A 26,454-nucleotide genomic window follows, 5' to 3' on the forward strand; every position below is an offset into this window, starting at 1 on the left:
AACGTTGCCCATCACCGTGTTCCAGAAATAAAAAAACGCACAGGGGGATCGCCCTGTGCGTCGGGTTTACAGCCCAAGAACTTAAACCCCAAGGCGATCGCGTAAGCTGTAATACGCTGCGCTTTAATGAGGCTGCTGCTGCGTCGCGCAGTGAATACCACCGCCGCCCGCCGCGATACCGTCGATATTCAGTTGAATAATTTCACGCTCAGCAAACAGCGCCTGCAAAATCGCACGGGTATTACGATCGGTGCGTTTGTCACCAAACTCCGGCGCGATAACGGCGCCGTTACAGAGATAAAAATTGATATAACCGGCGGCAAAATCATCGTTGGCATAGGTTTGCCGAAGGGTAGACGGTCCTTCCAGCGCGACGACGTTCAGGCGGCGTCCTTTCGCGTCCGTCGCGGTGCGTAAGACTGCCAGATGTCGCCGGGTCACGGCGTAATCAAATGAGGAAGCATCCTGCTCAAGTCCCACCACTACCGTGCCGGGATGCGCGAATCTCGCATAAAAGTCCGTGTGGCCATCGGTAATATCTTTCCCGGCAATGCCCGGTAACCAGATGATTTTGTCCAGCCCCAGCAGGCGTTTCAGTTCGGATTCACATTCCGCTTTGCTCACGCCGGGATTGCGGTTCGGGTTGAGAACGCAGCTCTCGGTAATAATCGCAGTGCCTTCGCCATCGACTTCAATACCGCCGCCTTCCAGGATCAGCGACGAGCGGATAAATTCGGCCTTAGCATCGTCGGTGACAAATTCTGCGACGTCGGCGTCGCGTGCATGTTGCTGCTTATCGCCCCAACCGTTGAAATTAAACCCGACTCCGCCGAGTGTGCCGGCAGTGTTTTTCACAAACACCGGCCCCGTATCGCGGATCCACAGATCGTCAATTGACTGCACCAACACATTGACCGATGGCCCACACAGCTTTGCCGCGAGGTCGCTGTCTTCTTCGCGAACCAGCATATTTACCGGTTCAAATGCGGCGATGGTTTTGGCGATCAGGGCCAGGTTTCCCTGGACTACCGGCAGCAGGTGAGGCTCCCAGATCTCTGCACTGGCGCCAAATGCCATCCAGGTTGCCGCATGGGGCGCACCTTCATCTGGCATTAGCCAGCGGTGGGTTTCTGCTGCGCTGGCCAATTTACTGAAGCCGATACCCGTTATACTGGCGAGTAACATACTCGTTGACGTCACCAGACTCTGTCTGACGAACGAACGTCTTGTGATCATGGGAAAACCTTTTTTGTCTATTCGCCGATTTACGCTGAACAGAATAATAATAGATGATAAATAATAGGCAGCATTTATTTATTAAATAATAAATAATTATATGTCGTGAAAGTTCAGTCGAAATATAACACAGGAATTCTTACATGCAATTCATTCACTCTTAATTAATGGGCGTAACAGGCTGGTATTAAAATTTCTCAATTATATATTTATAGATAATTTATATTTATTAGTAGCGCTTTCCCTTGCGCTTAAGATGAATGCGACCTTCTGACGTGCCCCTGTGCAGATTGTGATCCGGCCGATTATTCTACGGTATTTATTAATGACGTATAGCACGTGAACTATAGTAAAAAGGGCCGTTATTTCTGCACTTAATCGCTATGGGCGGGGACGTTGATGAAAAAAATACTGATGCTGGTCGGAGATTATGTCGAAGATTATGAAACGATGGTGCCTTTTCAGGCGCTGAAAATGTTAGGTCACCGCGTGGACGCCGTCTGCCCGGATAAACGCGAGGGCGACTATGTCCAAACCGCTATTCATGACTTTGACGGGGCGCAGACCTACAGCGAAAAACCCGGGCATCGGTTTACCCTGAATGCGAATTTTGCTGATGTGCGGGCGGCCGATTATGACGCGCTGCTGATCCCCGGCGGGCGGGCGCCGGAGTATCTCCGGCTGAATCCGGATGTCATTCAATTGGTTCAGGACTTCAACGCGGCGGGCAAACCGATCGCCGCTGTCTGTCATGGACCACAACTGCTGGCGGCGGCCGGCGTGTTAGAAAACCGCACCTGTAGTGCCTATCCTGCCTGTGCGCCTGAAATTCGCCTGAGTGGCGGGCATTACGCGGATATCGGCATTGACCAGGCTCACGTTGACGGCAATCTGGTCACCGCACCGGCATGGCCAGCACATCCTGAATGGCTGGCCAAATTTGTTGATGTATTAATGAAGTAACTGACTGGTAAATCTGCACGTCGGTATAACCGCTTCGGCTATACCGACGGTAGGGCGGTCAACCTTAGCGGTATCTCTCAGCCTTATCTTTAAGATTATTATTGATAATAATTCTCATTATTATTGTTGCATTCTGTAGGTAATGGTAATGTTGCCACCAACCCGAAATAGCGAACCCCATTCCCTGTGCAGAAAACTGTATGAACAACACCACCGGCCAAAATACAGCCGCACGGCTGGCACGAACCTTCTCCGTCAGTGAGTTTATGGATTTTGGTGAGCGTTACGGCATTGATTACCGCTTTCCGCAGCTTTCGCAACAGCTGGATTTCCCCCATGCCAGCCCCGTGCTACAGGGCAAAGTCGAAGAGATGACGCTGCCCTGCGGGATGTGTGTTACCCACTCCGATGTGCAGGTGCTGCAACCCTACGAAACCACCTCCCGCCACAGCACTCCCCTGTATATGCTGGTGGTGCTGGAAGGTTGTGTGACATTGACTCTCAATGGGCAGCAGCATGTGGTGCGTTCCGGCATGGCGTTTAGTTCGCGCCTCAGCGAGCACCAGACCATGAGCGCCCGTCACTCCGCGGACTGCAAGCTGCGAACGTTATCGCTGGGGTTGTATCCGGACGGCGCGTGGCGCACGGGGTTGCTGGAGTCGTTAATGGTTGAATGGGAAAGATGCCAGACACCAACGCTTATCTGGCAAGTGCCGGGCTTTTTGCTCAGTGGATTACAGTACGCCCAGCAGAGCACGCTCAGTAATGTATCCCGCCAGCTGATGCTGGAAGGGCTTATTTTGCAACTGTTCGGCCACGGTCTCAGCGTCTGTCAGGTGGAGAGCAGCAGACGCCAGGCTGCCAGCGGCGAACAGCAACGCCTCGAGATTGTGCGTCGTTTGCTGGAACAGACGCCGGAAAATGACTACACCCTCAGCGAACTGGCCCAGCGTGCGGCGATGAGCCCCAGCAGCCTGCGCAGCAAGTTTCGTGCGGCGTATGGCTGCTCCGTATTTGACTACCTGCGCGACTGCCGTCTGGAACGGGCGCGGGGGTATTTATTAGAAGGGTACAGCGTACAGCAGGCGGCATGGATGTCGGGCTACCAGCACGCCACCAACTTTTCGACCGCCTTTCGTCGCCGCTACGGTTTCTCGCCTGGCGATATCCTCAAACCTTGCTAATCCATTTCTCCGTTTTATGCGCGCGTCTGAATCGCATTTTGGCGCTGCGCATACGTAACCTGGCATCCGGCATAGCTATCTCTGGCATAAAAAGCGCAATAATTCTCATTTACAATTAGAAATGCCTTGGGAGATGTTCATGTTCGCGAAGACTCGGTTGGCGCTGCTGGTGGGATGGGTGACCGGCAGCGTGGCTTTTCCTCTGCTGGCGCAGGAAACAACAAAAAACGATACGGTGGTGGTCACCTCGCAAATGCAGAGCGGCGCCACCAAGCTTGCCACGCCGGATATTGAAACCCCGCAGTCGGTGTCCATCATTACTCGTGAACAGTTTGAAGAGCAGGGTGCCACCAGCGTGCGCCAGGCCGTCAGCTACACGCCAGGGGTGTACAGCAATCAGATTGGTGCCTCTAACCGCTTTGACTATATTGTGCTGCGCGGTTTCTCCGACGGTAGCCTCGATAACGTCTATCTCGATGGCCTGAAGATGATGGGTGATACCAACTCGCACAGCTCACTGGTGGTCGATCCGTGGTTCCTCGACAATATTGAAGTGGTGCGCGGTCCGGCTTCGGTGCTGTATGGCCGTTCTTCACCGGGTGGCATTGTGGCGCTGACCTCACGTAAACCGTCGTTTGATGCGGGTGGTGAAGTGAAGCTGTTTGCCGGCAATAACAACCAGCGTGGCGCCGCCTTTGACGTCACCGGCGCACTGGATGATAACGATCGCGTGGCGGCGCGTCTGAGTGGGATGACACGCTATGCGGACTCGCAGTTTGGTCCGTTGAAGGAAGAACGCTACGCGCTGATGCCCAGCCTGACCTGGCGTATCACCGACCAGACGCGTCTCGACCTGATGGCCTACCTGCACCGCGATCCGGAAGGTGGCAGCCACTCGGGTCTGCCATATGATGGCACCGTGGTGCCGCACGACGGGCGAAAGATTTCCAATACCTTCTTTGAAGGTGAGGATGACTACGACAAATACGATCGTCGCGAGAACATGGTGGGCTACAACATCGAGCACATGTTCGACAACGGTTGGTCGGTACGACAAAAGCTGCGCTATCTGCATACCGATGTTGAACTTAATCAGGTGTATGCGGCGGGCTGGCTGAATGACACTGAACTCAACCGCGGCTATTCCGGCTCCGATGAGAATATGTCGGCCATTACGCTGGATAACCAACTCGACGGCAGCGTGGATACCTGGCAGGTGAACCACCGCCTGCTGGTGGGCATTGACTATCAGAGTCGCAGCAACAACACCACCGGCTATTACGGTGCTTTCCCGCCGATTGACGCCTTTAACCCGGTGTACGGCGCGAAGCCGGATTACATCAACATGTACGCGCGTGAAAAACACAAGCTGCGCCAGACGGGCTACTATTTGCAGGATCAGATGTCATGGGATCGCTGGCGCATTACGCTCGGTGGCCGTTACGATCAGGTCAGCGTGTCGAACATTGATAAGATAAACGATACCCGCAGCGATCTGGATAAAAACAACTTCAGCACTCGTGCCGCGCTGCTCTATCTGTTCGATAATGGTTTTGCGCCGTACATCAGTTACTCCACCGCGTTCACACCGACCAGCTTTGCCGACGAAAACGGTAACCTGTTGGATCCAATGAAAGGCAAGCAGTGGGAAGCCGGGTTGAAGTATGAGCCGGAGGGGCTGAACAGCCAGTTTAGCGCATCGGTATTCCGTATCAATCAGACCAATATCGCCACCAAAGAAGAACCGACCGACCCGTACCGCTCAATTGGCGAAATTGAATCGGAAGGGGTCGAGCTGGAGGCGATCAGCCAACTGACGGAGAGCTTCCGCCTGCAGGCGGCATACACCTACACCGACATTCGCTACAAGAAGAGCAGTCCGGAGGAGCAGGGTAAGCGTGCGGTGTACGCCCCGCGTAATCAGGCCAGCACCTGGTTGAGCTACGATGTGAAAAGTGGTCCGCTGGACGGCCTGACGCTGGGATCTGGCGTGCGCTACGTCAACGGGATCACCAGCGATCGCCTGAATACCCATACTCTGCCGTCGTACACGTTGGTGGATATGGCGGTAGGCTACGACTTAACGAATATTGGGATTAAGGGTTTGAGTGCGCAACTGAACGTCAACAACCTGACCGATAAACGCTACGTGGCGGCCTGTAACTCGCTCTCGTATTGCTACTTCGGTGCGGAGCGCAGTATCGTTGGTAGCGTGTCGTGGAAATTCTGATGTTAACCATCGGTTTTTAGCCGGATGGCGGCGCTGGCGCCTTATCCGGCCTACGGGGTGCACACTCATGTAGGCCTGATAAGCGAAGCGCCATCAGGCATTGATGGCCCGTTGATGACCAGACCGGTTATTGCGTAAAGCCGTTCTGGATACAAATCTGGGCGCTGGTTCTCAGGGTAAAGGCGAGCTTGTCCGGGTACTGGCTGTAGTAGTTATGCTCCTCTTCCAGCCCTTTCGCCTGTGCCAGACGCACTGTTTCCAGCGAGCAGGTACGATAAATCAAATCCCTGTTCATATTAGTCTGCTTCTCGCGCTGCTTATCGGCGGGTAACGCCTGCCAGCTTTCTGACAACGAGTAATCGTATACCACCCGATTTCCCTTCGCCTGTACGTTCTCAATGGTAATGAAGTTGTCTATTTTCAGCCGCGGCTGTCCGCGCATTTTCTTCTTATCTTCTGTGGCGGCATATTGCGCCAGTGCATTAATGTCCATACTGGCTATTTTTTGCTTATAGACCTCAACATAAGCCGTCGGCTGCTGATAATGCTGAGCGTAGGCGTTTCTTAACTCCCCGTCGCTCATTGAACAGCCAGCCAGAAAAAGAGGTAATAACAGTGCCAGTTTCATTTTAGTCATGGTTTTATTCCCGCGCATTATTGAGGTCCCTTATTGCCGAACATGAAATAAAAATAGAATTATTCCAGAGGCTATTTAAGGTTGTATAAACGGGACGCCGATGGCACAAGTTCATTAATCTTAAAATGGTCGAAAAAGGCGGAAACCCTGCCAGAATTGGCAGGGTGTTTGATGGTCTGCAAGGCGGTAAACGTTAATGCCCGATCATTCTGGCTTTCGGTATCAGTTGGAAATACATATGCTCCGGTACCGGCGTCTGCCAGACGTTGGCATACATCGCATAGCCAATGACGGCAAATAGAATACCGAGCAGCAGTAGCGTCATTCCCCATCCAGGTAAAGCGACGCGTTGCCACCACGGTTTGGGTGCGGCGTTGCCGGTCGGTCTCTGCAGTGAAAACGTCAGCGTTGAGGCGACTGGGCATGATTCAACGCAGGTCATGCAGCCGGTACATTCAACGGTGCGGACCCGAATAAGCTTGTCCACCGGAATGTTTGACGGGCAGTTCTTCGCGCATTTTCCGCAGTCGATGCAGCTGTCTGCATTACGCCGGATTTTAAATGGAGAGAGCAGGGAGAAGAGGCCGAGCAGGGCACCATACGGGCATAAATAGCGACACCAGGCGTTACGAATAAACAGGCTCATGATGCTGATAATCACCACGAAAACCAGCGTTGCCGTGCCAATGTGGCGGAAGAAATCGAGCATCTTGACGTCGATAATCATGCCGTAGGCCGACATCAAAAAGTACTGGATCCCCTGCGCGGGCATCGACAGGGCAATATACAGAAAGAAGCTCAGCAGCAGATATTTCAGGCTCAGCAGCGGCAGATCCAGCCAGCGCGGCAGTGTGAAATGGCGGCCAACGAGTTTTTTACCCAGATTGCCAATCAACTCTGACAGCGTCCCCACCGGACAGAGCCACGAGCAGAATGATTTTTTTAACAGCAGGCTTATCAGAATAAACGCGACGAGCAGCAGCATGGAGGCGGCGTGGATCGGCGGAAGGTATCCGGTTTCCAGCGTATACCTGATGTTCATCAGCCCGGCGATAGGCAGCCACCCTTCAATCCCACCCGGTCTGGGAATATACACGCTGGTGCCGCCGGTCTCAAAATAGCGGACCCAGTAATAAAAGGTCACACCAATATAGATATTAATCGCCAGCAGAAGAAACTGGGTGGCTCTTCGCCAGGTGCTGGCATTCCGCCAGTCATTCCATGGCAGTTTTCCTCCGGTGGTGCCTGGACGGCGCTGCCAGCGTGTTCTCTTATTCCCGTTCATGATTTTATTATCCCTCATCGTTTCCTTCCCGCATTCAGGAGGACGCATCACCGGGATATGCTAACGCGATAAAGATATCATGTATTTGATTTGCATCTTATTCAGCGGCTGTTATTTTGCGCCAGGCAAAAGCCCTATTAAAAATAACAGCACGAGTATTAACACGGGTCAGATAAATACCCTGAAGGGGGTATTTATTTCTGCGGAAAGGGAAAAGTTATTCCTGATAGGTTTCGACGCGGTTACGGCCACGGCTTTTTGCCAGATACAGTGCGCGGTCGGCTTTATCCACCAACTGTTTGTAGTCCGGATGGTAGTCATATTCGGCGATACCGATACTGACGGTAATCGAGAAGGATTCCGTCGTCGAGGCCGCCATGCGCAGGTCGGCAATCTTTTTACGCAGGGTTTCCAGAATAATACTGGCCTGTGAAACCTCTGACTCGACCAGCAGGATCATAAACTCTTCACCGCCGTAGCGGAAAACGTAGTCGCTGCTGCGGATATGCTCATAAATCACCGCCGCCACGCTTTTCAGCGCCATGTCGCCGGTGTTATGCCCATAGCTGTCGTTGATTTGTTTGAAGTAATCAATGTCTAACATGGCCAGGGTGAACGGCTTGCGCGCATGTAATGCCAGCGAAATTTCGCGCCGCATAATGGTCGGAATAAAGCGGCGGTTAAGCAGCTGGGTCAGCGAGTCTTTACCGTTTTCCTGTTTGACCAGCGCTTCAAACATCGAGGCCAGAAGGTAATGGATTTTTGCCGACAGCTGGCGGACATCCTGCAATAAACTCATCCGTACGGCTTCTGCAGGTTGCTGTAGATTCAACAGTGTCTGGGTCAGACGGTTATCAATTTCTGCAATCACAGATTCCATTTCGGCAAGCAGATTGCTGTTACCGAATATATGTTTTCCCTTATGGGAGAACCACATACCAAAATCGGAGTTTGCCAGAAAGACCAGTTCCCCAACGGGTAATCCGGTGGCAATGTTGTAGATAAACTGATTTTCCCAGTCGGTAAACGAGCGGATTTGCCGCTCGCGCTCGACGTTGACGTCGTCATAAATCGTTTGCAGGCGATACTGTTCTTGCGTGTTCAGGGAGTTTTGATAGCTTGGCGAATAGGAGACGGTCATCGCCTCCAGTGCGGTATCCATTGCCAGGCTGCTAAAGCAGATAGCGTCACTCAACAGGTGAGGCGGGTAGTCTGCTTTCTTTTTCAGCACCCGATACAACTCATCTTTCAGCTTGCGCGCGCCGCGATTGACCAGATCGATGGGCAGGCCGATACGCGCATGGACCACGCCGATTTCGCGTTGTTTGAGCAGCAACTGTGAGAGGTCTTCCTGCGCGCTACCCAGCACGCTGCGCAGCCAGTTAAACATGCTGCCGCTAAGCCGCGTACTGACTTGTTCGGTATTCAGGAACAATGCGCTCTCGGCATGGGAGAGCATGTAGTCATAAAACACGGTCACTAAATGGCGGATCTCCTCATCGCTTAACGAAGTCAGGATCGTATGGACGTCAGGAGACGTCTGGCGCAGCAGCGCCTGCCATTCAGTCAGTAGTAATGTGTCGTTTGCGGGGGCAACCTGTTCCATCTCACAGCCACTCAAAAATACGTTTAAAAATCCAGGCGATATTACGGACAATTACGTCACGATGGTCAAGCGAAACTGTGTTTCAGGTGCGTTAACGATGGGTGATGCCTTCGTAAATCAGCCTCAGGGCGAAGGCTCCGATAATGGCACCAATCACCCGACTGGCAATCCGGTGGATCCGCCCATATGCGCGGCGAACTGCAGGTAAAGAAAACGCCTGACTGAGAAAAATACGCCAGATGACGGAAGACAACACAATCCCCGCCCACGCCATCATCCTTGCCCATGTCGGCGTGTCTGCACTCAGCGTGACCGAGAAAATACTAATAAAAAACAGCACGGTTTGTGGATTGGATAAATCCGTTAACAGCCCGCGCCGGAAGAAGACGTACCAGGGTGCAGAAATCGGCTGCTGTAACGTTGGCATTTGTGGTGTCGCCTGATGTCGAATGCTGTTCCACGCGAACCACAGTAAATACGCGCCGCCGACAATTTTAATCAGTGAGAATACGCCTTCACACTGGGTGATAAGTGTCGCCATGCCAAACAACCCGAGGCCAGAATAGAACGCATCGCCTAGCGCCACCCCCAGACCGGTCATCACGCCCGCCCGGCGTCCCGATGCCAGACTGGTTTGCACCACCACGAACAGATTTGCACCGGGATTAAAAAAGGTTAACACGAACAAACTGACGGTCAGTACGACGGCGTGTAGAGGTTCCATAAACAACGATTCCATCAGTGAGAATAGAGGGGTATGTGATGCGCAGTCTGGATTAAGACTATTCTGCGTCGTCAGCTACTCTACGTTTTCAACGTACATTTTTCTGAGGATTTACTCACACTGTATTATGAAACAATAGCGCTGTTGCAAGCGGGTATGTCAGGCGATTATTCGCGGCCAGGTGCGGCGGGGAACGCAACGGCGTAGGATCGTCGGTTATCTCCGTTTCGCAAAATCTCTTTATATTTCCGTTAGCTCTGGATTTTTTGAACAAGCTGAACTACTTATTAATCATCCTTGACTCGCACTATCGATGTTCAGGGGTCGATGATGGCGTAAAAACATAAAAATTGGAGCTTTTATATGAAAACTGGATATAAGGTATTAATTGGTGCGTTAGCTTTTGTCGTTTCCAACGCCTATGCCGCGGAACTGATGATGAAGGTCGATTTTGATAAGGTTGAGTCTCAGTACACCAAGATTGGCACGATTTCTACCAGCAATGAAATGTCTGCCGCAGATGCTAAAGCAGACTTGATTAAGAAAGCCGATGAGAAAGGCGCAGACGTCCTGGTATTAACCTCCGGTCAAACGGACAATAAAATCCATGGCACGGCTAATATTTACAAGAAAAAATAACGCGCTGAACTGAAAGACAAACAACCCGCTGGTCATCGTACCGGCGGGTTATTGTTTTAATCGCCGCCAGAATGTGGTTCTACTGATACCTAAATACCGCGCGGCTGCGGTTTTATCGCCATTACATTGCGCCAGCACCTGCTGCGGTGTCAGTGATGATGAAACCTGAGGCGCTTCGGAGGTAACGGCTAACTCCGGTAACAACTGCTGCAAAAAATGGATGTTCAGTTCAGGTTGCGGTTCCACGCTCAAAAACAGCGCCAGACGCTCCATCATATTACGCAGCTCGCGAATATTTCCCGGCCAGCCATAATTGAGTAGCGTCTGCTGGCTCAGCCCGAGTCCCTTACGCACCGTATCAGAAAACGGCGCGTCGAGTTCCGCCAGTGACTGTTTTAAAAACCCTTCTGCCAGCGGCAGGATATCGGGCAGGCGCTCGCGCAGTGGCGGCAGTGTGAGGCGCAGAATGCTCAGGCGATAAAACAGATCGGTTCGAAACTGGCCCTGTTTCATCTCCTGCTCGAGATGACAGTGGGTGGCGCTGATCACCCGCACATCGACCGGGATCGGCTGATGCCCGCCCACCCGAGTGACCTCTTTTTCTTCCAGCACGCGCAGCAGTCGGGTTTGTAACGGCAGCGGCATTTCACCGATCTCGTCGAGAAACAGCGTCCCGCCGTGGGCAATTTCAAACAGGCCCGCGCGACCGCCCCGACGAGAGCCGGTAAACGCGCCATCTTCATAGCCAAACAGCTCCGCTTCCAACAATGATTCGGTAATAGCCCCGCAGTTAACGGCGACAAATGGCGCTGAGGGCTTGCCACGTCGAGAGTCCTGACGGGTGAAATATTCCCGATGAATCGCCTGCGCCGCCAGCTCTTTCCCCGTCCCGGTTTCACCCTGAATCAGCACCGGTGCGCGCGAGCGGGCGTACAGCATGATGGTGTGGCGAACCTGCTCCATCTGCGGCGAATGACCGCGCATATCACCCAGCGTATAGCGGGTGCGTAGCGTATCGCCGCTGGCGTATTGCCCGTTGCGTCGGAGCGTCAGGCGGGTCATATCCAGCGCATCGCTAAAGGCCTGACGTACGGTGGCCGCCGAATAGATAAAGATCCCGGTCATCCCCGCTTCTTCCGCCAGATCGGTAATCAAGCCCGCGCCAACCACCGCTTGCGTTCCGCCGGCTTTCAGCTCGTTGATCTGCCCGCGCGCATCCTCTTCGGTGATATAGCTGCGCTGCTCCAGGCGCAAATTGAACGTCTTTTGAAAGGCGGTTAATGCGGGCAGTGTTTCCTGATAGGTGACGACGCCAATCGACGGGGTTAGCTTACCGGCTTTCGCCAGCGCCTGTAGCACGTCGAATCCGCTGGGTTTTATCAGGATCACCGGAATCGACAGGCGGCTTTTCAGATACGCGCCGTTGGAACCCGCGGCGATGATGGCATCGCAACGTTCGCTGGCGAGCTTCTTGCGGATATAGGCCACCGCTTTTTCAAAACCCAACTGAATTGGGGTAATGGTTGCGAGGTGATCAAACTCCAGGCTGATGTCGCGAAACAGGTCGAACAGGCGTGTGACGGAGACCGTCCAGATAACCGGTTTGTCGTCATTCATGCGTGGTGGAAGATGTGTCTCAGCCATCGCTAACCCCAAAATTAAAGAACCGAATATTGGGTTTAGTTGTGTTTCATAAATGTTGCAATGAAACGTTCAGGCCGGTTTCATGAAACGCGTGCTGACACGCTTTTGTGCGACAAAAATGCAGAGTTAAATTGTAATTAATTGTTTTAAAATAAGTAAGTAAAAATAACGCACTCAATAAAGGTGTTGGCATACCCCTTGCTTTAGGTTAATCAACGAACGATAACAAGTTGATAACAAGAGGATGGGATATGTCTCTGCACTCTCCGGGGCTGGCGTTTCGCGCCGCGCTCACTAAAGAAAATCCATTACAAATTGTTGGCACCATCAATGCGAACCACGCTCTGCTGGCCCAGCGCGCTGGGTATCAGGCGATTTATCTCTCTGGCGGCGGCGTGGCTGCCGGGTCGCTAGGGTTACCGGATCTCGGTATCTCTACCCTCGATGATGTACTGACCGATATCCGCCGTATCACCGATGTCTGCCCGCTGCCGCTGCTGGTGGATGCCGATATTGGGTTCGGATCATCCGCGTTTAACGTGGCACGCACTGTGAAATCGATGATCAAAGCCGGGGCCGCTGCGCTGCACATTGAAGATCAGATCGGCGCCAAGCGCTGTGGGCATCGTCCGAACAAGGCGATCGTATCGAAAGAAGAGATGGTCGACAGGATCCGTGCGGCGGTGGATGCGCGTACTGATCCGAACTTTGTTGTTATGGCGCGTACCGATGCGCTGGCGGTGGAAGGGTTAGACGCCGCTATCGATCGTGCGCAGGCGTATGTCGAAGCGGGCGCTGACATGCTGTTCCCGGAAGCCATTACGGAGCTGGCAATGTACCGCCAATTTGCCGATGCCGTGCAGGTACCGATCCTTGCCAACATTACTGAATTTGGCGCAACGCCGTTGTTCACCACCGATGAGTTGCGCAGTGCGAACGTGGCAATGGCGCTGTATCCGCTGTCGGCATTTCGCGCCATGAACCGTGCCGCCGAGCAGGTGTACAACGTGCTGCGCCAGGAAGGCACGCAGAAGAACGTTATCGACATCATGCAGACGCGCAACGAGCTGTACGAAAGCATCAACTACTACCAGTTCGAAGAGAAACTCGACGCGTTGTACGCCACGAAGCCGTAGGCCTGATAAGGCGCAGCCGCCATCAGGCAATGCCGGATGGCGCTACGTTTATCCGGGCTACAACGTACGACGCGATGCATACCCTCAATACCCTATATATAAAAATAACGAGGACAACATGAGCGACACAACGATCCTGCAAAATAGTACGAATGTTATTAAGCCGAAAAAATCGGTCGCGCTGTCCGGCGTGACCGCCGGCAATACCGCCCTGTGCACCGTTGGTAAAAGCGGTAACGATTTACACTATCGTGGCTACGATATTCTCGACCTCGCGCAACAGTGCGAATTTGAAGAAGTGGCGCACCTGCTGATCCACGGAAAATTACCCACCCGCGATGAACTCAACGCCTACAAGGTTAAATTAAAAGCGCTGCGTGGCCTCCCGGCAAACGTGCGTACCGTTCTGGAAGCGTTGCCTGCCGCTTCGCATCCGATGGACGTGATGCGTACCGGCGTTTCTGCGTTGGGCTGCACGCTGCCGGAAAAAGAGGGGCATACCGTCTCCGGCGCGCGCGACATTGCCGATAAGCTGTTGGCCTCGCTCAGCTCGATCCTGCTGTACTGGTATCACTACAGCCACAACGGTGAGCGTATCCAGCCGGAAACCGATGACGATTCCATTGGCGGTCATTTCCTGCACCTGCTGCACGGCGAAAAACCGTCGGCCAGTTGGGAAAAAGCGATGCACATCTCGCTGGTGCTGTATGCCGAACACGAATTCAATGCCTCGACCTTTACCGGACGGGTGATTGCGGGAACCGGCTCGGATATGTATTCCGCGATTATCGGCGCCATTGGCGCGCTGCGCGGTCCGAAACACGGCGGGGCCAACGAAGTGTCGCTGGAAATTCAGCAGCGCTACGAAACGCCGGATGAAGCCGAAGCTGATATCCGTAAACGTGTAGAAAACAAAGAGGTGGTGATTGGCTTTGGTCACCCGGTCTACACCCTTGCTGACCCGCGGCATCAGGTGATCAAGCGCGTGGCGAAGCAGCTTTCCCAGGAAGGCGGTTCGCTGAAAATGTACAACATCGCCGACCGTCTGGAAGAGGTAATGTGGGATACCAAAAAGATGTTCCCGAACCTCGACTGGTTCTCGGCGGTTTCCTACAACATGATGGGCGTCCCGACCGAAATGTTCACCCCGCTGTTTGTCATCGCCCGCGTCACCGGCTGGGCGGCGCACATCATTGAACAGCGCCAGGATAATAAAATCATCCGGCCTTCCGCCAACTACACCGGCCCGGAAGATCGCGTATTTGTCGCTATTGAAAAGCGTTGCTAATGCAAAACCTCTAAAGATAAAAAACAGGAAACGTACCCTATGTCCGCTCATATTTCGAATGTTCGCCCTGAATTTGACCGTGAAATCGTTGATATCGTTGATTACGTGATGAATTACGCCATCACCTCGACGGTGGCGTATGACACCGCGCATTATTGTCTGCTCGACACCCTCGGCTGCGGGCTGGAAGCGCTGGAATATCCGGCCTGTAAAAAACTGCTGGGGCCGATTGTCCCGGGGACGGTGGTGCCGAACGGTGTTCGCGTGCCGGGCACCCAGTTTCAGCTCGACCCGGTGCAGGCAGCGTTTAACATTGGCGCGATGATCCGCTGGCTGGACTTCAACGACACCTGGCTTGCCGCGGAATGGGGCCATCCTTCCGATAACCTTGGCGGGATTCTGGCCACCGCTGACTGGCTGTCGCGCAATGCGGTAGCAGCGGGTAAAGCGCCGCTGACTATGAAAACCGTGCTGACTGGTATGATCAAAGCCCATGAAATTCAGGGCTGTATCGCGCTGGAAAACTCCTTTAACCGCGTCGGCCTGGACCACGTTCTGCTGGTGAAAGTGGCCTCGACCGCCGTAGTCGCCGAGATGCTGGGACTGACCCGCGATGAGATCCTCAACGCGGTTTCGCTGGCGTGGGTCGACGGACAGTCGCTGCGAACCTATCGTCATGCGCCGAATACCGGTACGCGTAAATCCTGGGCGGCGGGGGATGCCACATCCCGGGCGGTGCGTCTGGCGCTGATGGCCAAAACCGGCGAGATGGGGTACCCGTCTGCGCTGACGGCGAAAACCTGGGGCTTCTATGATGTCTCCTTCAAAGGAGAAGCGTTCCGCTTCCAGCGTCCGTACGGCTCTTACGTGATGGAAAACGTGCTGTTTAAAATCTCCTTCCCGGCTGAGTTCCACTCCCAGACCGCGGTAGAAGCCGCCATGACGCTGCATGAAAAACTGCTGGCTGCTGGTAAGACGGCCGCCGATATCGAAAAAGTGACGATTCGTACACACGAAGCCTGCATTCGCATCATCGACAAAAAAGGCCCACTGGATAACCCGGCGGATCGCGACCACTGCATCCAGTACATGGTGGCGATCCCGCTGCTGTTCGGACGCCTGACGGCGGCTGATTATGAAGACGGTGTGGCGCAGGATAAACGCATCGACGCGCTGCGTGAGAAAATTAACTGCTTCGAAGATCCGGCCTTTACCGCCGATTATCACAACCCGGAAAAACGCGCCATCGCCAACGCTATCACCCTGGAGTTTACCGACGGCTCCCGTTTTGACGAAGAGGTGGTGGAATACCCGATCGGCCACGCGCGTCGTCGGACTGACGGCATGCCGAAGCTGGTTGAGAAATTCAAAATCAACTTGGCGCGCCAGTTCCCGACCCGCCAACAACAGCGCATTCTGGATGTTTCCCTGGACAGAACTCGCCTGGAACAGATGCCGGTTAATGAGTACATGGATTTGTTCATTATCTAAAACCTGACTCATTAGGCGTAAGTTCAACAGGAGAGCATTATGTCTTTTAGCGAGTTTTATCAACGATCTATCACTCAACCTGAGTCATTCTGGGCCGAGCAGGCCCAGCGTATTGACTGGCAGCAGCCGTTTACTCAGGTGCTGGACCATAGCCATCCGCCGTTTGCGCGCTGGTTTTGCGGTGGGACGACCAATCTGTGCCATAACGCCATTGACCGTTGGCTGGAGAAGCAGCCCGATGCGCTGGCGCTGATTGCTGTTTCCTCGGAAACCGAAGAAGAGCGCACGTTTACCTTTCGTCAGCTGTATGACGAAGTCAACGTGACGGCCGCTATTCTGCTGTCGCTAGGCGTGCAGCGCGGCGATCGGGTATTGGTGTACATGCCGATGATCGCCGAGGCACACATTACGCTGCTGGCCTGTGCACGCATTGGCGCGATCCACTCGGTGGTGTTCGGCGGCTTCGCCTCGCACAGCGTGGCGGCGCGAATCGACGATGCCCGACCGAAGGTCATCGTGTCGGCGGATGCCGGGGCGCGCGGGGGCAAGATCCTGCCGTATAAAAAGCTGCTCGATGAGGCTATTGACCAGGCGCAGCATCAGCCGCACCACGTGGTACTGGTCGATCGTGGGCTGGCGAGAATGGCGCGGGTCGAGGGGCGCGATCTCGATTTTGCCGCGCTGCGTCAGCAGCATCTCGGGGCGCGCGTGCCGGTGGTGTGGCTGGAGTCGAACGAAACCTCCTGCATACTTTACACTTCCGGCACGACCGGCAAGCCGAAGGGCGTGCAGCGTGACGTTGGCGGCTATGCGGTGGCGCTGGCGACGTCGATGGAGACCATCTTTGGCGGCAAAGCGGGCGGCGTGTTCTTCTGTGCCTCGGATATCGGCTGGGTGGTCGGACACTCCTACATCGTTTATGCCCCGCTGCTGGCGGGGATGGCGACGGTGGTGTACGAAGGGCTGCCGACGTACCCGGACTGCGGTGTGTGGTGGAAGATTGTCGAAAAATATCAGGTCAGCAGAATGTTCTCAGCGCCGACCGCCATTCGCGTGCTGAAGAAGTTCCCGACCGCGCAGATCCGCAATCACGATCTCTCCTCGCTGGAGGTGCTGTATCTGGCGGGCGAGCCGCTGGATGAACCCACTGCGAGTTGGGTAACCCAAACACTGGGCGTGCCGGTGATCGACAACTACTGGCAGACTGAATCCGGTTGGCCGATTATGGCAATTGCCCGTGGCGTGGACGACAGGCCGTCGCGTCTGGGCAGCCCCGGTGTGCCGATGTATGGCTACAACGTGCAGTTGCTCAACGAAGTGACCGGTGAACCCTGCGAAGCGAACGAAAAGGGTATGCTGGTGATTGAAGGGCCGCTGCCACCGGGCTGTATTCAGACCATATGGGGCGATGACGAACGGTTTGTGAACACCTACTGGTCGCTGTTCTCCCGCCAGGTTTACGCCACCTTCGACTGGGGGATCCGCGACGCAGACGGCTATTACTTCATCTTAGGCCGCACCGATGATGTGATAAACGTGGCCGGACACCGGCTGGGCACCCGTGAGATAGAGGAGAGTATTTCCAGCTATCCGAACGTCGCGGAAGTGGCGGTGGTCGGCGTGAAAGATGCGCTGAAAGGGCAGGTGGCGGTGGCGTTTGTTATCCCTAAACAGAGTGACAGTCTGGAAGACCGCGACATTGCGCATTCAGAAGAGAAGGCGATTATGGCGCTGGTGGACAGCCAGATTGGTAACTTTGGCCGTCCGGCACATGTCTGGTTTGTGTCACAACTGCCGAAGACGCGATCGGGCAAGATGCTAAGGCGTACGATCCAGGCGATCTGTGAAGGCCGCGATCCCGGCGATCTGACCACCATCGACGATCCCGCGTCGTTGCAGCAAATTCGCCAGGCAATCGAAGAATAATCCCCGTTAAACGGCCCGGTAGCGCGATGCTTACCGGGCTTGTTATTACACCCTCTCAAACCCCGCGTTATAGCGCCGGGCTTTCCCGGCGACGCAGCAGAGACAACGGCCCCGGCCCGCTCAGTGTGAACACCGAAATCAGCGTAAAAGTCAGCGCAATAATACCCAGCACCAGATACGCGCCATGGAAGCCAATGCTTTCGTACATATTGCCCGCCAGCACCGACATGAAAATCATCGCCAGCTGTTTGAAGAAACAGAAGCACACGAGGTAAATGGTGGCAGAAAACCGTACCTCAAACTGGCTGGTAATGTATTTGAAACAGCCGACGATCAGGAACGGGATTTCAAACATATGCAGCGTTTTGAGGATGATGACCTCCAGCGCCGAGGTGGCGAATGATGAGCCGATAATACGTACCGACATAATCGCCCCGGCCAGCAGTAGAGCGTTCTTCCCACCAATACGGTTTACGATCAACGGCGCAAAGAACATGATCGAGGCGTTGAGTAATTCCCCCATGGTGGTGACATAGCCAAATACCCGCGTGCCTTGTTCACCGGTTGCAAAGAACGAGGTGAAGAAATTGGCAAACTGCTGGTCAAACACATCGTAGGTGCAGGACACGCCAACCACGTACAGCGACAGGAACCACAGCTTTGGCTGCTTAAATAATTCCAGCGCCAGCTTCAGGCTAAAGGCAGAGTGGTTTGCACCGACGGCATTGGCGACCTCTGCTGATGACGAGGTATCGGTGCGCGAGAAAAACAGCAGCAGGGCGAGGACTACCGCACAGCCAGAACCCAGCCAGAAGACAAATTCATTGTTGATGGTAAACATAATGCCGACAATGGATGCGCACAATGCCCAGCCAACGCAGCCAAACATTCGCGCCCGGCCAAATTCAAAATTGCTGCGGCGACTGACTTTTTCAATATAAGCTTCAATCGCGGGCGCCCCGGCATTATAAATAAAGCCCAGGTAGATGCCACCGACAATCGAGCCTACTAAAATATTGAACTGTAATAATGGCCCAAACACGTAAATAAAGAACGGGGCAAACATCACCAGCATGCCAGTGATTATCCACAGCAGATGCTTACGCAGGCCGAGTTTATCAGATAGCAGACCAAATACCGGTTGGAACAGCAACGAAAACAGCGATATACAGGCGAAGATAATGCCGGTATCGCCTTTACTGATATGGTTGATATCATGTAACCAAATCGGGAAGAAAGGGAAATAAGCACCCATAATAAAAAAGTAAAAGAAGAAGAAAAAACCGAACATCCAGAAGTTAGTGTTTTTTAAATAATACATAATAGACTTCCTCAGGCAAAATAAGGGCAGGTCGTAACCTGCCCATTATTATTATGTTTAGCCCCAGATAACCTGGTAGTGATAACGCCCTGCGCTCAGCAGAAACTCCGGGGAAACGGAAGGGCTCCACGAATCATCCCCGCCGACGCCCATATGGAAACCGTCAATATTGAGCCAGGTTCCCGCCTCCGGCGACAGCAGATGGCGATGGCTGGTTTCCATTAACTGTTTTTGGCTGTAGCGGCTGATGTTGAACTGGAAGTCACCACACCACTGATGTGCCCCGTAGCGCAGCTCGCGCGTACCGCAGCGCAGGCCGTTTTCGCTCGGGAAGACGTAAGGGGTGTACATCTCATCCAGCGACAGATCCCAACGGTCAAAACAGGCCGCGCTCAGGCGATCCGGGTAGTTCTCATGCGGGCCGAGACCTAACCAGTTTACGCGTTCGGCAACCTGCGCCAGTTGGCAGCTGAGGCCGATACGTGCCGGGTGCGGCGTTCCGTTGGCGACATCGACATCCACCGTGATATGCATCTTGCCATGGCCGTCGATACGGTAGGACTTGCGGCTGATAAACAGCGTTTCGCCCTGATACAGCCAGGCGTGCGCGGTGGTAATCAGCACGCTTTCCGACAGGGATTCGGCTTCGCACAACACCCGCTGAGGTTCTGCGCGATAATGGCCGGCGGCTTTCCAGCGTTCGACCCAGGCGTTAGGGTCGATGCGCGTCACTTCGCTGACGCCAATGTCGTTATCCAGCGGCGCGCGGGTGAACTGGTCAATGAGCGGGCTTAACAGTTGCGCGTCGCCGCCCAGCCAGTATTGCGTCAGCAATCCTGATTGACGACAGAATTCCCAACCTTTATCGCTGACGGTCACCGCGAATGTATCGTCACTGACGGTGAGCTGTGGCACGGCGCTGGCGCGTGGGGGGAGCGTCAGGCTGAGTTTCTCTTCCAGCTTCCATTGCTGCCAGGCGCTGATATGCCCGGCGTCTGACCACGCGGTGGCCTGAGGTTGTTCCACGCGCACGGTCAGCCACAGCTGACCGGCGGTGTCCGGCATGGGGAGATCCGGCAGGGTAACCCGCTGACAACCCTGCGGGGCGATATCCAGCGTGACCTCGCCGGTGGCCAGCAGATTGCCGTCCTGGGCGACAGACCAGTGCAGGATTTCGTTATCGCTGTGGCGGAACAGGTATTCGCTGCGCACTTCAATCTGGCGTTCGTCGCCCGGCAACAGCGTAAACTGGAAAAACTGCTGCGCGTGTTTGGCTTCATACAGCGACGGATGCGGCGTGCGATCGGCAAATACCAGCCCGTCCATGCAGAACTGACGGTCATTCGGCGTGTCGCCAAAATCGCCGCCGTAGGCTGACCACGGGTTGCCGTTGTCGTCATATTTTGTCAGCGACTGATCGACCCAATCCCAGACAAACCCACCCTGCAGACGCGGATACTGACGGAATGCCTGCCAGTATTTGGCGTAACCCCCGAGACTGTTCCCCATCGCGTGGGCGTATTCGCAGAGGATCAGCGGGCGCTGCTCGCCGGGCATCGACAGCCATTTTTTGATAGACCATTTCGGTACCGCCGGGAAGGGTTGGTCCTGGTCAACGCGGGCATACATTGGGCAAATAATGTCGGTCGCAGCGGTATCCGCCCCGCCGCCTTCATACTGCACCGGGCGGGACGGGTCTTCGGATTTCAGCCAGCGGTAGAGAGCGTCGTGATTTACGCCGTGCCCGGATTCGTTGCCCAGTGACCAGATAATAATGCTCGGATGGTTGCGGTCGCGCTGCACCATGCGCGTCACGCGCTGGCTCATCGCCGGTAGCCAGGTGGGGTCATCGCTCAGGCGGTTCATCGGCACCATGCCGTGGGTTTCGATATTGGCTTCATCCACCACGTACAGGCCGTAGCGGTCGCACAGGGTGTACCACAACGGATGGTTTGGATAATGCGAGCAGCGCACGGCGTTAAAGTTGTTTTGCTTCATCAGGACGATGTCCTGCACCATCGTTTCTTCATCCATCACCTGACCGTTTTGTGGGTGATGTTCATGACGGTTGGCGCCGCGGATCAGCAGCGGCTGCCCATTGAGCAACAGCAGACCGTTTTCAATGCTGACCTGGCGGAAGCCAACGTCGCAGGCTTCGGCTTCAATCAACGTGCCGTCGGCGGTATGTAGCAGCACTACCGCGCGGTACAGATTCGGGGTTTCAGCGCTCCACAGCGCCGGACGTTCAACGTTCAGGCGCAGAGTGGTGCGATCGGCATACGCGCCGCGCTCATCAATAATCTCACTACCAAAAGGCGAAGTGGCTTCACCGGTCAGCGTATCGCCTTGCCACAGTTGCAGCGTCACACGTAAATCATCGCGCGGCTCGCCCGCCATTCTGACGTCGGCTTCCAGCACCGCGCGGCTGAAATCATCGTTAAAACGGGTGTGGATACGCAGGTCGCGGATCTGCGTGTCCGGCTTATGCAGCAGCGAGACGTCGCGGAAGATACCGCTCATGCGCCACATGTCCTGATCTTCCAGATAGCTGCCGTCGCTCCAGCGCAGCACCATCACCGCCAGACGGTTTTCGCCGTCGCTCAGGAAATCACTGAGATCAAACTCGGACGGCAGGCGGCTGTCCTGCCCGTAGCCGACCCAGCGGCCATTGCACCACAGATGAAACGCTGAGTTCACGCCGTCAAAAATAATACGCGTCTGTCCCGTCTGTCGCCACGCGGCATCCACTTTGAATGTGAGCGAGTAACATCCTGTCGGATTCTCCGTTGGAACGTGCGGCGGATTGACCGGGAACGGGTAGGTAATGTTGGAGTAGATCGGCGCATCGTAACCGTCCATTTGCCAGTTAGACGGTACGGTTACGCTATCGGCCTGCGGCAAATCGCCCGCAAGCCAGCTTTCCGGCACCGCTTCAGGTGAGGCAAACCAGGCAAACTTCCACTCGCCGTTCAACGACTGTAACTGTGCCGAATGGTGGTTGTTACGGGCGTCCTGCGCAGAGCGCCAGCTGCAAAACGGCGGGTGCGCTTCAAGACGATTAAGCTGAGTGACGCCGGGGTTTTCCCAGTCGCGACGTGCCAGTACGGCGGCGAGTGAATCCGTGTTCAGGGTCATGGCAGTATCCTGTGTAAATTTGTTATCCGCTCACAATTTAACTGAACATACGAGGATTGAGATTATCCTGTAAAGGATGGGGTAGGTAATCAGTGAGCTGACTCACAGTAATTCAGCTCAGTAATAGCAGATGTGAGCGCTCGCTGTGGAAACGTTACAGCCGAGAAACCTGACGTGCCAGCTGCATCAGCGACTCCGCCAGCGCCTGCGGCGTTGCCTGTTGTCTGTTCGGGGGCAGCACCGTTTTACGCTCGACCAGCGTCACCGGCAGGAGTTGATTGCCGAGGCTCTCACCCCCCTGTGAAAGCTGCAGCAGTTTATCGACGCTGGTTTGCCCGAGCGTCGGAAAATCCTGCTTGATGGTCGTGAGTGGCGGGATATAACAGGAGCTGTCTTCGGTATCGTCGTAGCCAATCACCGAGATATCGGTCGCCACCCGCAGGCCGGACTCGCTGATGGCCCGCATCGCGCCCAGCGCCATTTGATCGTTGGCAACCAGCATGGCGGTCGGGATGACGCCGTCGTTCAGCATCTGCATGGTTTGTGTAAAGCCGGACATTGCGCTCCAGTCGCCTTCCAGTTCCGCGACGGGTTGCTGCTGATAGTGCGCCAGATACTTATGCCAGCCCGCATGCCGTAACCGCGCCGAGACTGAGCTGCGCGGTCCGGCCAGCAGGGCGATACGCTGATGCCCGTGCTGGACCAGGTGCTCAACGCCGAGGCGTGCGCCGTCATCATGGGAGAAAATCACGCTGTTAACCGGCGACTGGTCAGAGACGTCCAGAAACAGCACCGGTACCGTACCGCAGGCGGCGGCGACGGCAATTGCGTCGTCTTCATCCAGCGGATAGTTGATGATAAGCCCGGTCACCCGCTGGGAGAGCAGGTTATGCACCGCTGCTTTGCAGGCGTCTACGCCGCTTCGCTCGACCATGGCGATCACCACGCTGGCCCCGGACTGGTCGGCACGGGATTTTATAGCCGCAACGATTTGCGAGGGCGCGTGCAGGGCAAGGTTCGCCGTCGCCACGCCAATCAATGGCGTTTGTTTACCGGCCAACTGCTGGGCAACGCGGTTGGGGATGTAATTGAGCTCCGCCATCGCGGCCTCAACTTTCTGACGGGTTTTGGCGGAAACGTGGCTGGCCTGATTCACGACGCGCGAGACGGTCTGGTAAGAGACACCTGCATGGTCTGCCACATCGTATAGCGTTACCGGTTTCACATTCTTCACCCTTCATTACGTTATCTACGCGCTATCATGCCACAGCACGTAGGGTTTTGGCGTATTTGTGGTTGGGTTCTGCGAGGCGCATTCCAGGGCCAGTGACGCGTGATAGCGGGCATGGCGTCTTTATGCTTAACATGATGGCAGAACGAGTAAAACAGTGAGGAAATCGTGAGCGACTCTGCGGCCCAGAACATTCTGTCTATCTACCGACGCCATGCTGATGCCTTTGCCAGCCAGCGTTCACGCACGCTGTTTGAGAAACCGTGGCTGGATAAGTTCATCGCGGTACTGGGCGGGAAGGGCAGTATTGTGGATATCGGCTGTGGGAATGGTCAGCCGATTGCCGGGTATTTTATCCGGCAAGGTTTTCACCTAACAGGAGTGGATGGTTCCGCGGCGATGCTGGCGCGCGCCCGGCAATCTTTTCCCGACCAGTGCTGGCTGGAGCAGGATATGCGTGAGCTCGCGCTTGATGGCACCTTTGATGGCCTGATTGCGTGGGACAGCTTTTTCCATTTACCCCAGCAGGACCAACACAGGATGTTTCCGATCTTTGACCAGCTCAGTCATCCCGGCAGCGCGCTGATGTTCACCAGCGGTACCGGAAACGGCATCGCAATGGGGCAATTTGAAGGTGAGCCGCTGTTTCATGCAAGCCTGGCGCCCGATGAGTACCGTGCATTGTTGTCCGCGCACGGCTTTGAGGTCATTGACGTGATCATGGAAGACCCACAGTGCACCGGGCATACGGTGTGGCTGGCGCAAAAAAGAGGCTGAGCCTGTTTACGCTGCGCCGCGGAAGGTCTTGCGCCATTCAGCCGGGCTGACGCCGAAGTGGGCTTTAAAATGCTGGCGCCAGGTGACCGGAGAGAGAAAACCGACCTGTTCAGCAATACGTTCGACGGGTAACGAACTGGACTCCAGCAGCTCCTGGCTGCGTCGCAGGCGCTCGGTAATAAGCCATTCGGCCACGCTTGACCCGGTGGCCTTCATAAAATGGCGGGTTAGGGTGCGACGGCTCATCATCACCCGCTGCGCCAGCGTGTCGAGGTTATGCTGCTCATGGAGGTGCTGGCGTAAATAATCGAGCAGGGTGTTAATGCGCTGATCCTGGGTATTTTTCGCCACCGGCTGCTCAATAAACTGCGCCTGTCCCCCTTCGCGGTGCGGTGGCACAATCATCCGTCGGGCAATCTGGTTCGCTACCGTGCTGCCAAAGTGCTGGCGAATGACGTACAAGCAGCAATCCAGTGCGGCGGCGGTACCTGCCGAGGTAATAATACCGTCGTCATCAACGTACAGGGCGTTGATATCCAGACGCGCCGCCGGGAAGCGCGTCTGAAAATCTTGCTCAAATTCCCAGTGCGTCGCGGCCCGCTTTCCGTCTAACAGGCCCGCGTAGCCGAGGACAAACGCGCCCAGACACAGCCCGACAATCTGTGCGCCGTTTTGCCGCGCGCAATTGAGGGCATTGAGCAGACCCTGCGGCGGGCGATGCCCGGTAGTGCCCCAGTAGGGGACCACCACAATATCGGCTGCCGTCACCGCCTCATAACCGTGAGAGGCGGTGACGGAGAAGCCATCCTGCGAAGAGACGATGCCGGGATTTTCGGCGCATATCTGCACCTCAAAGCGCTTTTTCGCCGCCATTTTGTCACTGAAAATTATGCACGGCACCGAAAAATGAAACGGGCTGAAATCTTCCACGGCGACAATGGCGACGGTAAGCGGGCGCATACGATTCCTCTGTTGGCATTAAAAGGTCAGGGTTTCCCCATCTTCCGGCACGTTGACGAATTGCGCAATCTGGTTGTCGAACGCATATTCTTTCAGCGCCGCGCGCGTCAGCAGGCAGTGGTTAATGGCTTCCATATGGGTCGCCACAATCTGCGCTTCAGGCAGCACAAAGTGGGTTTTTAGCACATCTTCCGCGCCCATAATGATCGGCCCAAAGCCGATGACGTGGGCAAAACCGGCGTTCAGTACCACGACATCAGGCTGGAAGGTCTGCATATTGGCCTCTACCTCATCGCGCCAGATAGTATCGCCAACCAGATACAGCGTTTTTTCTGCTGCATGCTGGAAGATAACTCCGCAGGCGTCACCCAGGCGTTCTGCCATTTGCGGCACGGCGTAGGCGCGATCCGACCCGTGCTGGCCGCCGGTTTTACGCAGGGTGATGTCCCCCAGCGCGGTATTTTCTGTCAATACGCTCAGTTGGGTGAACCCCTGTCCTCGCAGCACCTGCGCATCCTGATCATTTTGTACGTAGATCGGCTTGTCTTTCGGCACAACGCGCGCGGCAACCTCATCCCAGTGATCTTCATGCAGATGGGTGACGATCAGCGCATCGACGTTAAGCAGGGTGTCGATGTCAACGGGCAGCTCCACGGTCGGATTGCGGATCTCTGCGCGCGCCGTTCCGGCAAAACCCGGATACGCACCTTTCGGGGCCAGCATTGGATCAACGAGGAAGGTCTTGCCGCCAAAGGTGATGTGCAGTGTGGCATTACGGATTTGCGTGATGTTCATGGTGTTTGCTCCACGTGTTGGGTCAGTGGTGTCATCCTGGAGTGTTGTCCAGAAGATGAATGTGGGCAAATGGGCGACTAGCGATGGGATTGGGCCAATCGCTGGGAAAATAAAGCCCTCCAGGTGAAAACTTGATATTTAAGCTGGGCACTTTTCCTAAAAAGCAATAGGAAAACGGTTACAAACTGAATATCACTGTGTCATTTATTTACATTTTGTGCCTTTTAACCTAGTTTGCTCATTTTT

The 26,454-nt window shown here is 55.0% G+C and carries 20 protein-coding genes; 9 read left to right on the forward strand and 11 right to left on the reverse strand.

Going from position 1 to position 26,454, the window contains the following annotated elements:
• Positions 1-123: 123 nt before the first annotated feature.
• Entirely contained in the window at positions 124-1,236 is a 1,113-nt protein-coding gene (locus FCH32_RS04205) for an agmatine deiminase family protein (protein ID WP_174360547.1), read from the reverse strand.
• A gap of 399 nt (positions 1,237-1,635) precedes the next feature.
• Here FCH32_RS04205 and FCH32_RS04210 point away from each other — a divergent pair, with 399 nt between their 5' ends.
• The 3 genes from FCH32_RS04210 (at position 1,636) to foxA (ending at position 5,613) form a co-directional block, all read left to right on the forward strand.
• Positions 1,636-2,199 (forward strand): DJ-1/PfpI family protein, encoded by a 564-nt coding sequence (locus FCH32_RS04210; protein WP_174360548.1) that lies wholly within the window; start codon positions 1,636-1,638, stop codon positions 2,197-2,199.
• A 200-nt stretch (positions 2,200-2,399) separates the two neighbouring features.
• The gene (locus FCH32_RS04215; RefSeq protein WP_174360549.1) at positions 2,400-3,383 is read left to right on the forward strand and encodes a helix-turn-helix transcriptional regulator; all 984 of its coding nucleotides are present in this window, start codon (positions 2,400-2,402) and stop codon (positions 3,381-3,383) included.
• A 121-nt stretch (positions 3,384-3,504) separates the two neighbouring features.
• Positions 3,505-5,613 carry a ferrioxamine B receptor FoxA gene (gene foxA / locus FCH32_RS04220; protein ID WP_174360550.1) on the forward strand — a complete coding sequence of 703 codons (2,109 nt, stop codon included), beginning with the start codon at positions 3,505-3,507 and terminating at the stop codon, positions 5,611-5,613.
• 127 nt (positions 5,614-5,740) lie between these two features.
• Here the strand turns inward: foxA and FCH32_RS04225 are convergent, their stop codons facing one another.
• From FCH32_RS04225 to FCH32_RS04240, 4 genes are all read right to left on the reverse strand, one after another.
• On the reverse strand, positions 5,741-6,250 hold the full coding sequence (locus tag FCH32_RS04225) for a hypothetical protein (RefSeq protein ID WP_115259990.1): 510 nt from the start codon (positions 6,248-6,250) through the stop codon (positions 5,741-5,743).
• Positions 6,251-6,443: 193 nt separating this feature from the next.
• Positions 6,444-7,535, reverse strand: coding sequence for a 4Fe-4S binding protein (locus tag FCH32_RS04230; protein WP_117342269.1), 1,092 nt, complete (start codon positions 7,533-7,535; stop codon positions 6,444-6,446).
• A gap of 217 nt (positions 7,536-7,752) precedes the next feature.
• Entirely contained in the window at positions 7,753-9,141 is a 1,389-nt protein-coding gene (locus tag FCH32_RS04235) for a diguanylate cyclase (RefSeq protein ID WP_174360551.1), read from the reverse strand.
• Between the two features lie 91 nt (positions 9,142-9,232).
• Entirely contained in the window at positions 9,233-9,865 is a 633-nt protein-coding gene (locus FCH32_RS04240) for a LysE family transporter (protein WP_115259329.1), read from the reverse strand.
• A gap of 363 nt (positions 9,866-10,228) precedes the next feature.
• Here FCH32_RS04240 and yahO point away from each other — a divergent pair, with 363 nt between their 5' ends.
• On the forward strand, positions 10,229-10,504 hold the full coding sequence (gene yahO, locus FCH32_RS04245; RefSeq protein WP_115259327.1) for a DUF1471 family periplasmic protein YahO: 276 nt from the start codon (positions 10,229-10,231) through the stop codon (positions 10,502-10,504).
• 48 nt (positions 10,505-10,552) lie between these two features.
• Here yahO and prpR read toward each other — a convergent pair whose 3' ends face one another.
• Positions 10,553-12,148: a propionate catabolism operon regulatory protein PrpR gene (prpR, locus tag FCH32_RS04250; RefSeq protein ID WP_117342075.1), complete on the reverse strand. Its 1,596-nt coding sequence runs from the start codon at positions 12,146-12,148 to the stop codon at positions 10,553-10,555.
• Between the two features lie 251 nt (positions 12,149-12,399).
• On the opposite strand from prpR, the gene prpB reads away from it, so the two are divergent.
• The 4 genes from prpB to prpE all read left to right on the forward strand — a co-directional run bounded on the left by prpB (position 12,400) and on the right by prpE (position 17,989).
• Positions 12,400-13,284, forward strand: coding sequence for a methylisocitrate lyase (gene prpB, locus FCH32_RS04255; RefSeq protein ID WP_115259323.1), 885 nt, complete (start codon positions 12,400-12,402; stop codon positions 13,282-13,284).
• 118 nt (positions 13,285-13,402) lie between these two features.
• Positions 13,403-14,572 (forward strand): bifunctional 2-methylcitrate synthase/citrate synthase, encoded by a 1,170-nt coding sequence (prpC, locus tag FCH32_RS04260; protein ID WP_115259321.1) that lies wholly within the window; start codon positions 13,403-13,405, stop codon positions 14,570-14,572.
• Between the two features lie 39 nt (positions 14,573-14,611).
• Positions 14,612-16,063, forward strand: coding sequence for a bifunctional 2-methylcitrate dehydratase/aconitate hydratase (locus FCH32_RS04265; protein ID WP_174360552.1), 1,452 nt, complete (start codon positions 14,612-14,614; stop codon positions 16,061-16,063).
• Positions 16,064-16,102: 39 nt separating this feature from the next.
• Positions 16,103-17,989, forward strand: a complete 1,887-nt coding sequence (prpE, locus tag FCH32_RS04270; RefSeq protein WP_174360553.1) for a propionate--CoA ligase — start codon at positions 16,103-16,105, stop codon at positions 17,987-17,989.
• 67 nt (positions 17,990-18,056) lie between these two features.
• On the opposite strand, the gene FCH32_RS04275 is transcribed toward prpE, so the two are convergent.
• The 3 genes from FCH32_RS04275 to FCH32_RS04285 form a co-directional block, all read right to left on the reverse strand.
• Entirely contained in the window at positions 18,057-19,310 is a 1,254-nt protein-coding gene (locus FCH32_RS04275; RefSeq protein WP_117342077.1) for an MFS transporter, read from the reverse strand.
• Between the two features lie 57 nt (positions 19,311-19,367).
• Complete coding sequence (locus tag FCH32_RS04280) at positions 19,368-22,445, reverse strand: beta-galactosidase (protein WP_174360554.1); 3,078 nt, start codon at positions 22,443-22,445, stop codon at positions 19,368-19,370.
• Positions 22,446-22,599: 154 nt separating this feature from the next.
• On the reverse strand, positions 22,600-23,670 hold the full coding sequence (locus FCH32_RS04285) for a LacI family DNA-binding transcriptional regulator (protein WP_174360555.1): 1,071 nt from the start codon (positions 23,668-23,670) through the stop codon (positions 22,600-22,602).
• 174 nt (positions 23,671-23,844) lie between these two features.
• On the opposite strand from FCH32_RS04285, the gene FCH32_RS04290 reads away from it, so the two are divergent.
• On the forward strand, positions 23,845-24,453 hold the full coding sequence (locus tag FCH32_RS04290; protein WP_137362700.1) for a class I SAM-dependent DNA methyltransferase: 609 nt from the start codon (positions 23,845-23,847) through the stop codon (positions 24,451-24,453).
• A gap of 6 nt (positions 24,454-24,459) precedes the next feature.
• Here the strand turns inward: FCH32_RS04290 and FCH32_RS04295 are convergent, their stop codons facing one another.
• Both FCH32_RS04295 and FCH32_RS04300 read right to left on the reverse strand, forming a co-directional pair.
• Complete coding sequence (locus tag FCH32_RS04295; RefSeq protein ID WP_115259309.1) at positions 24,460-25,413, reverse strand: GlxA family transcriptional regulator; 954 nt, start codon at positions 25,411-25,413, stop codon at positions 24,460-24,462.
• Positions 25,414-25,431: 18 nt separating this feature from the next.
• Positions 25,432-26,208, reverse strand: coding sequence for an MBL fold metallo-hydrolase (locus FCH32_RS04300; RefSeq protein ID WP_174360556.1), 777 nt, complete (start codon positions 26,206-26,208; stop codon positions 25,432-25,434).
• Positions 26,209-26,454 lie beyond the last annotated feature (246 nt).

The organism is Citrobacter gillenii, assembly GCF_013337685.1.
Taxonomy (GTDB): Bacteria; Pseudomonadota; Gammaproteobacteria; order Enterobacterales; family Enterobacteriaceae; genus Citrobacter; species Citrobacter gillenii.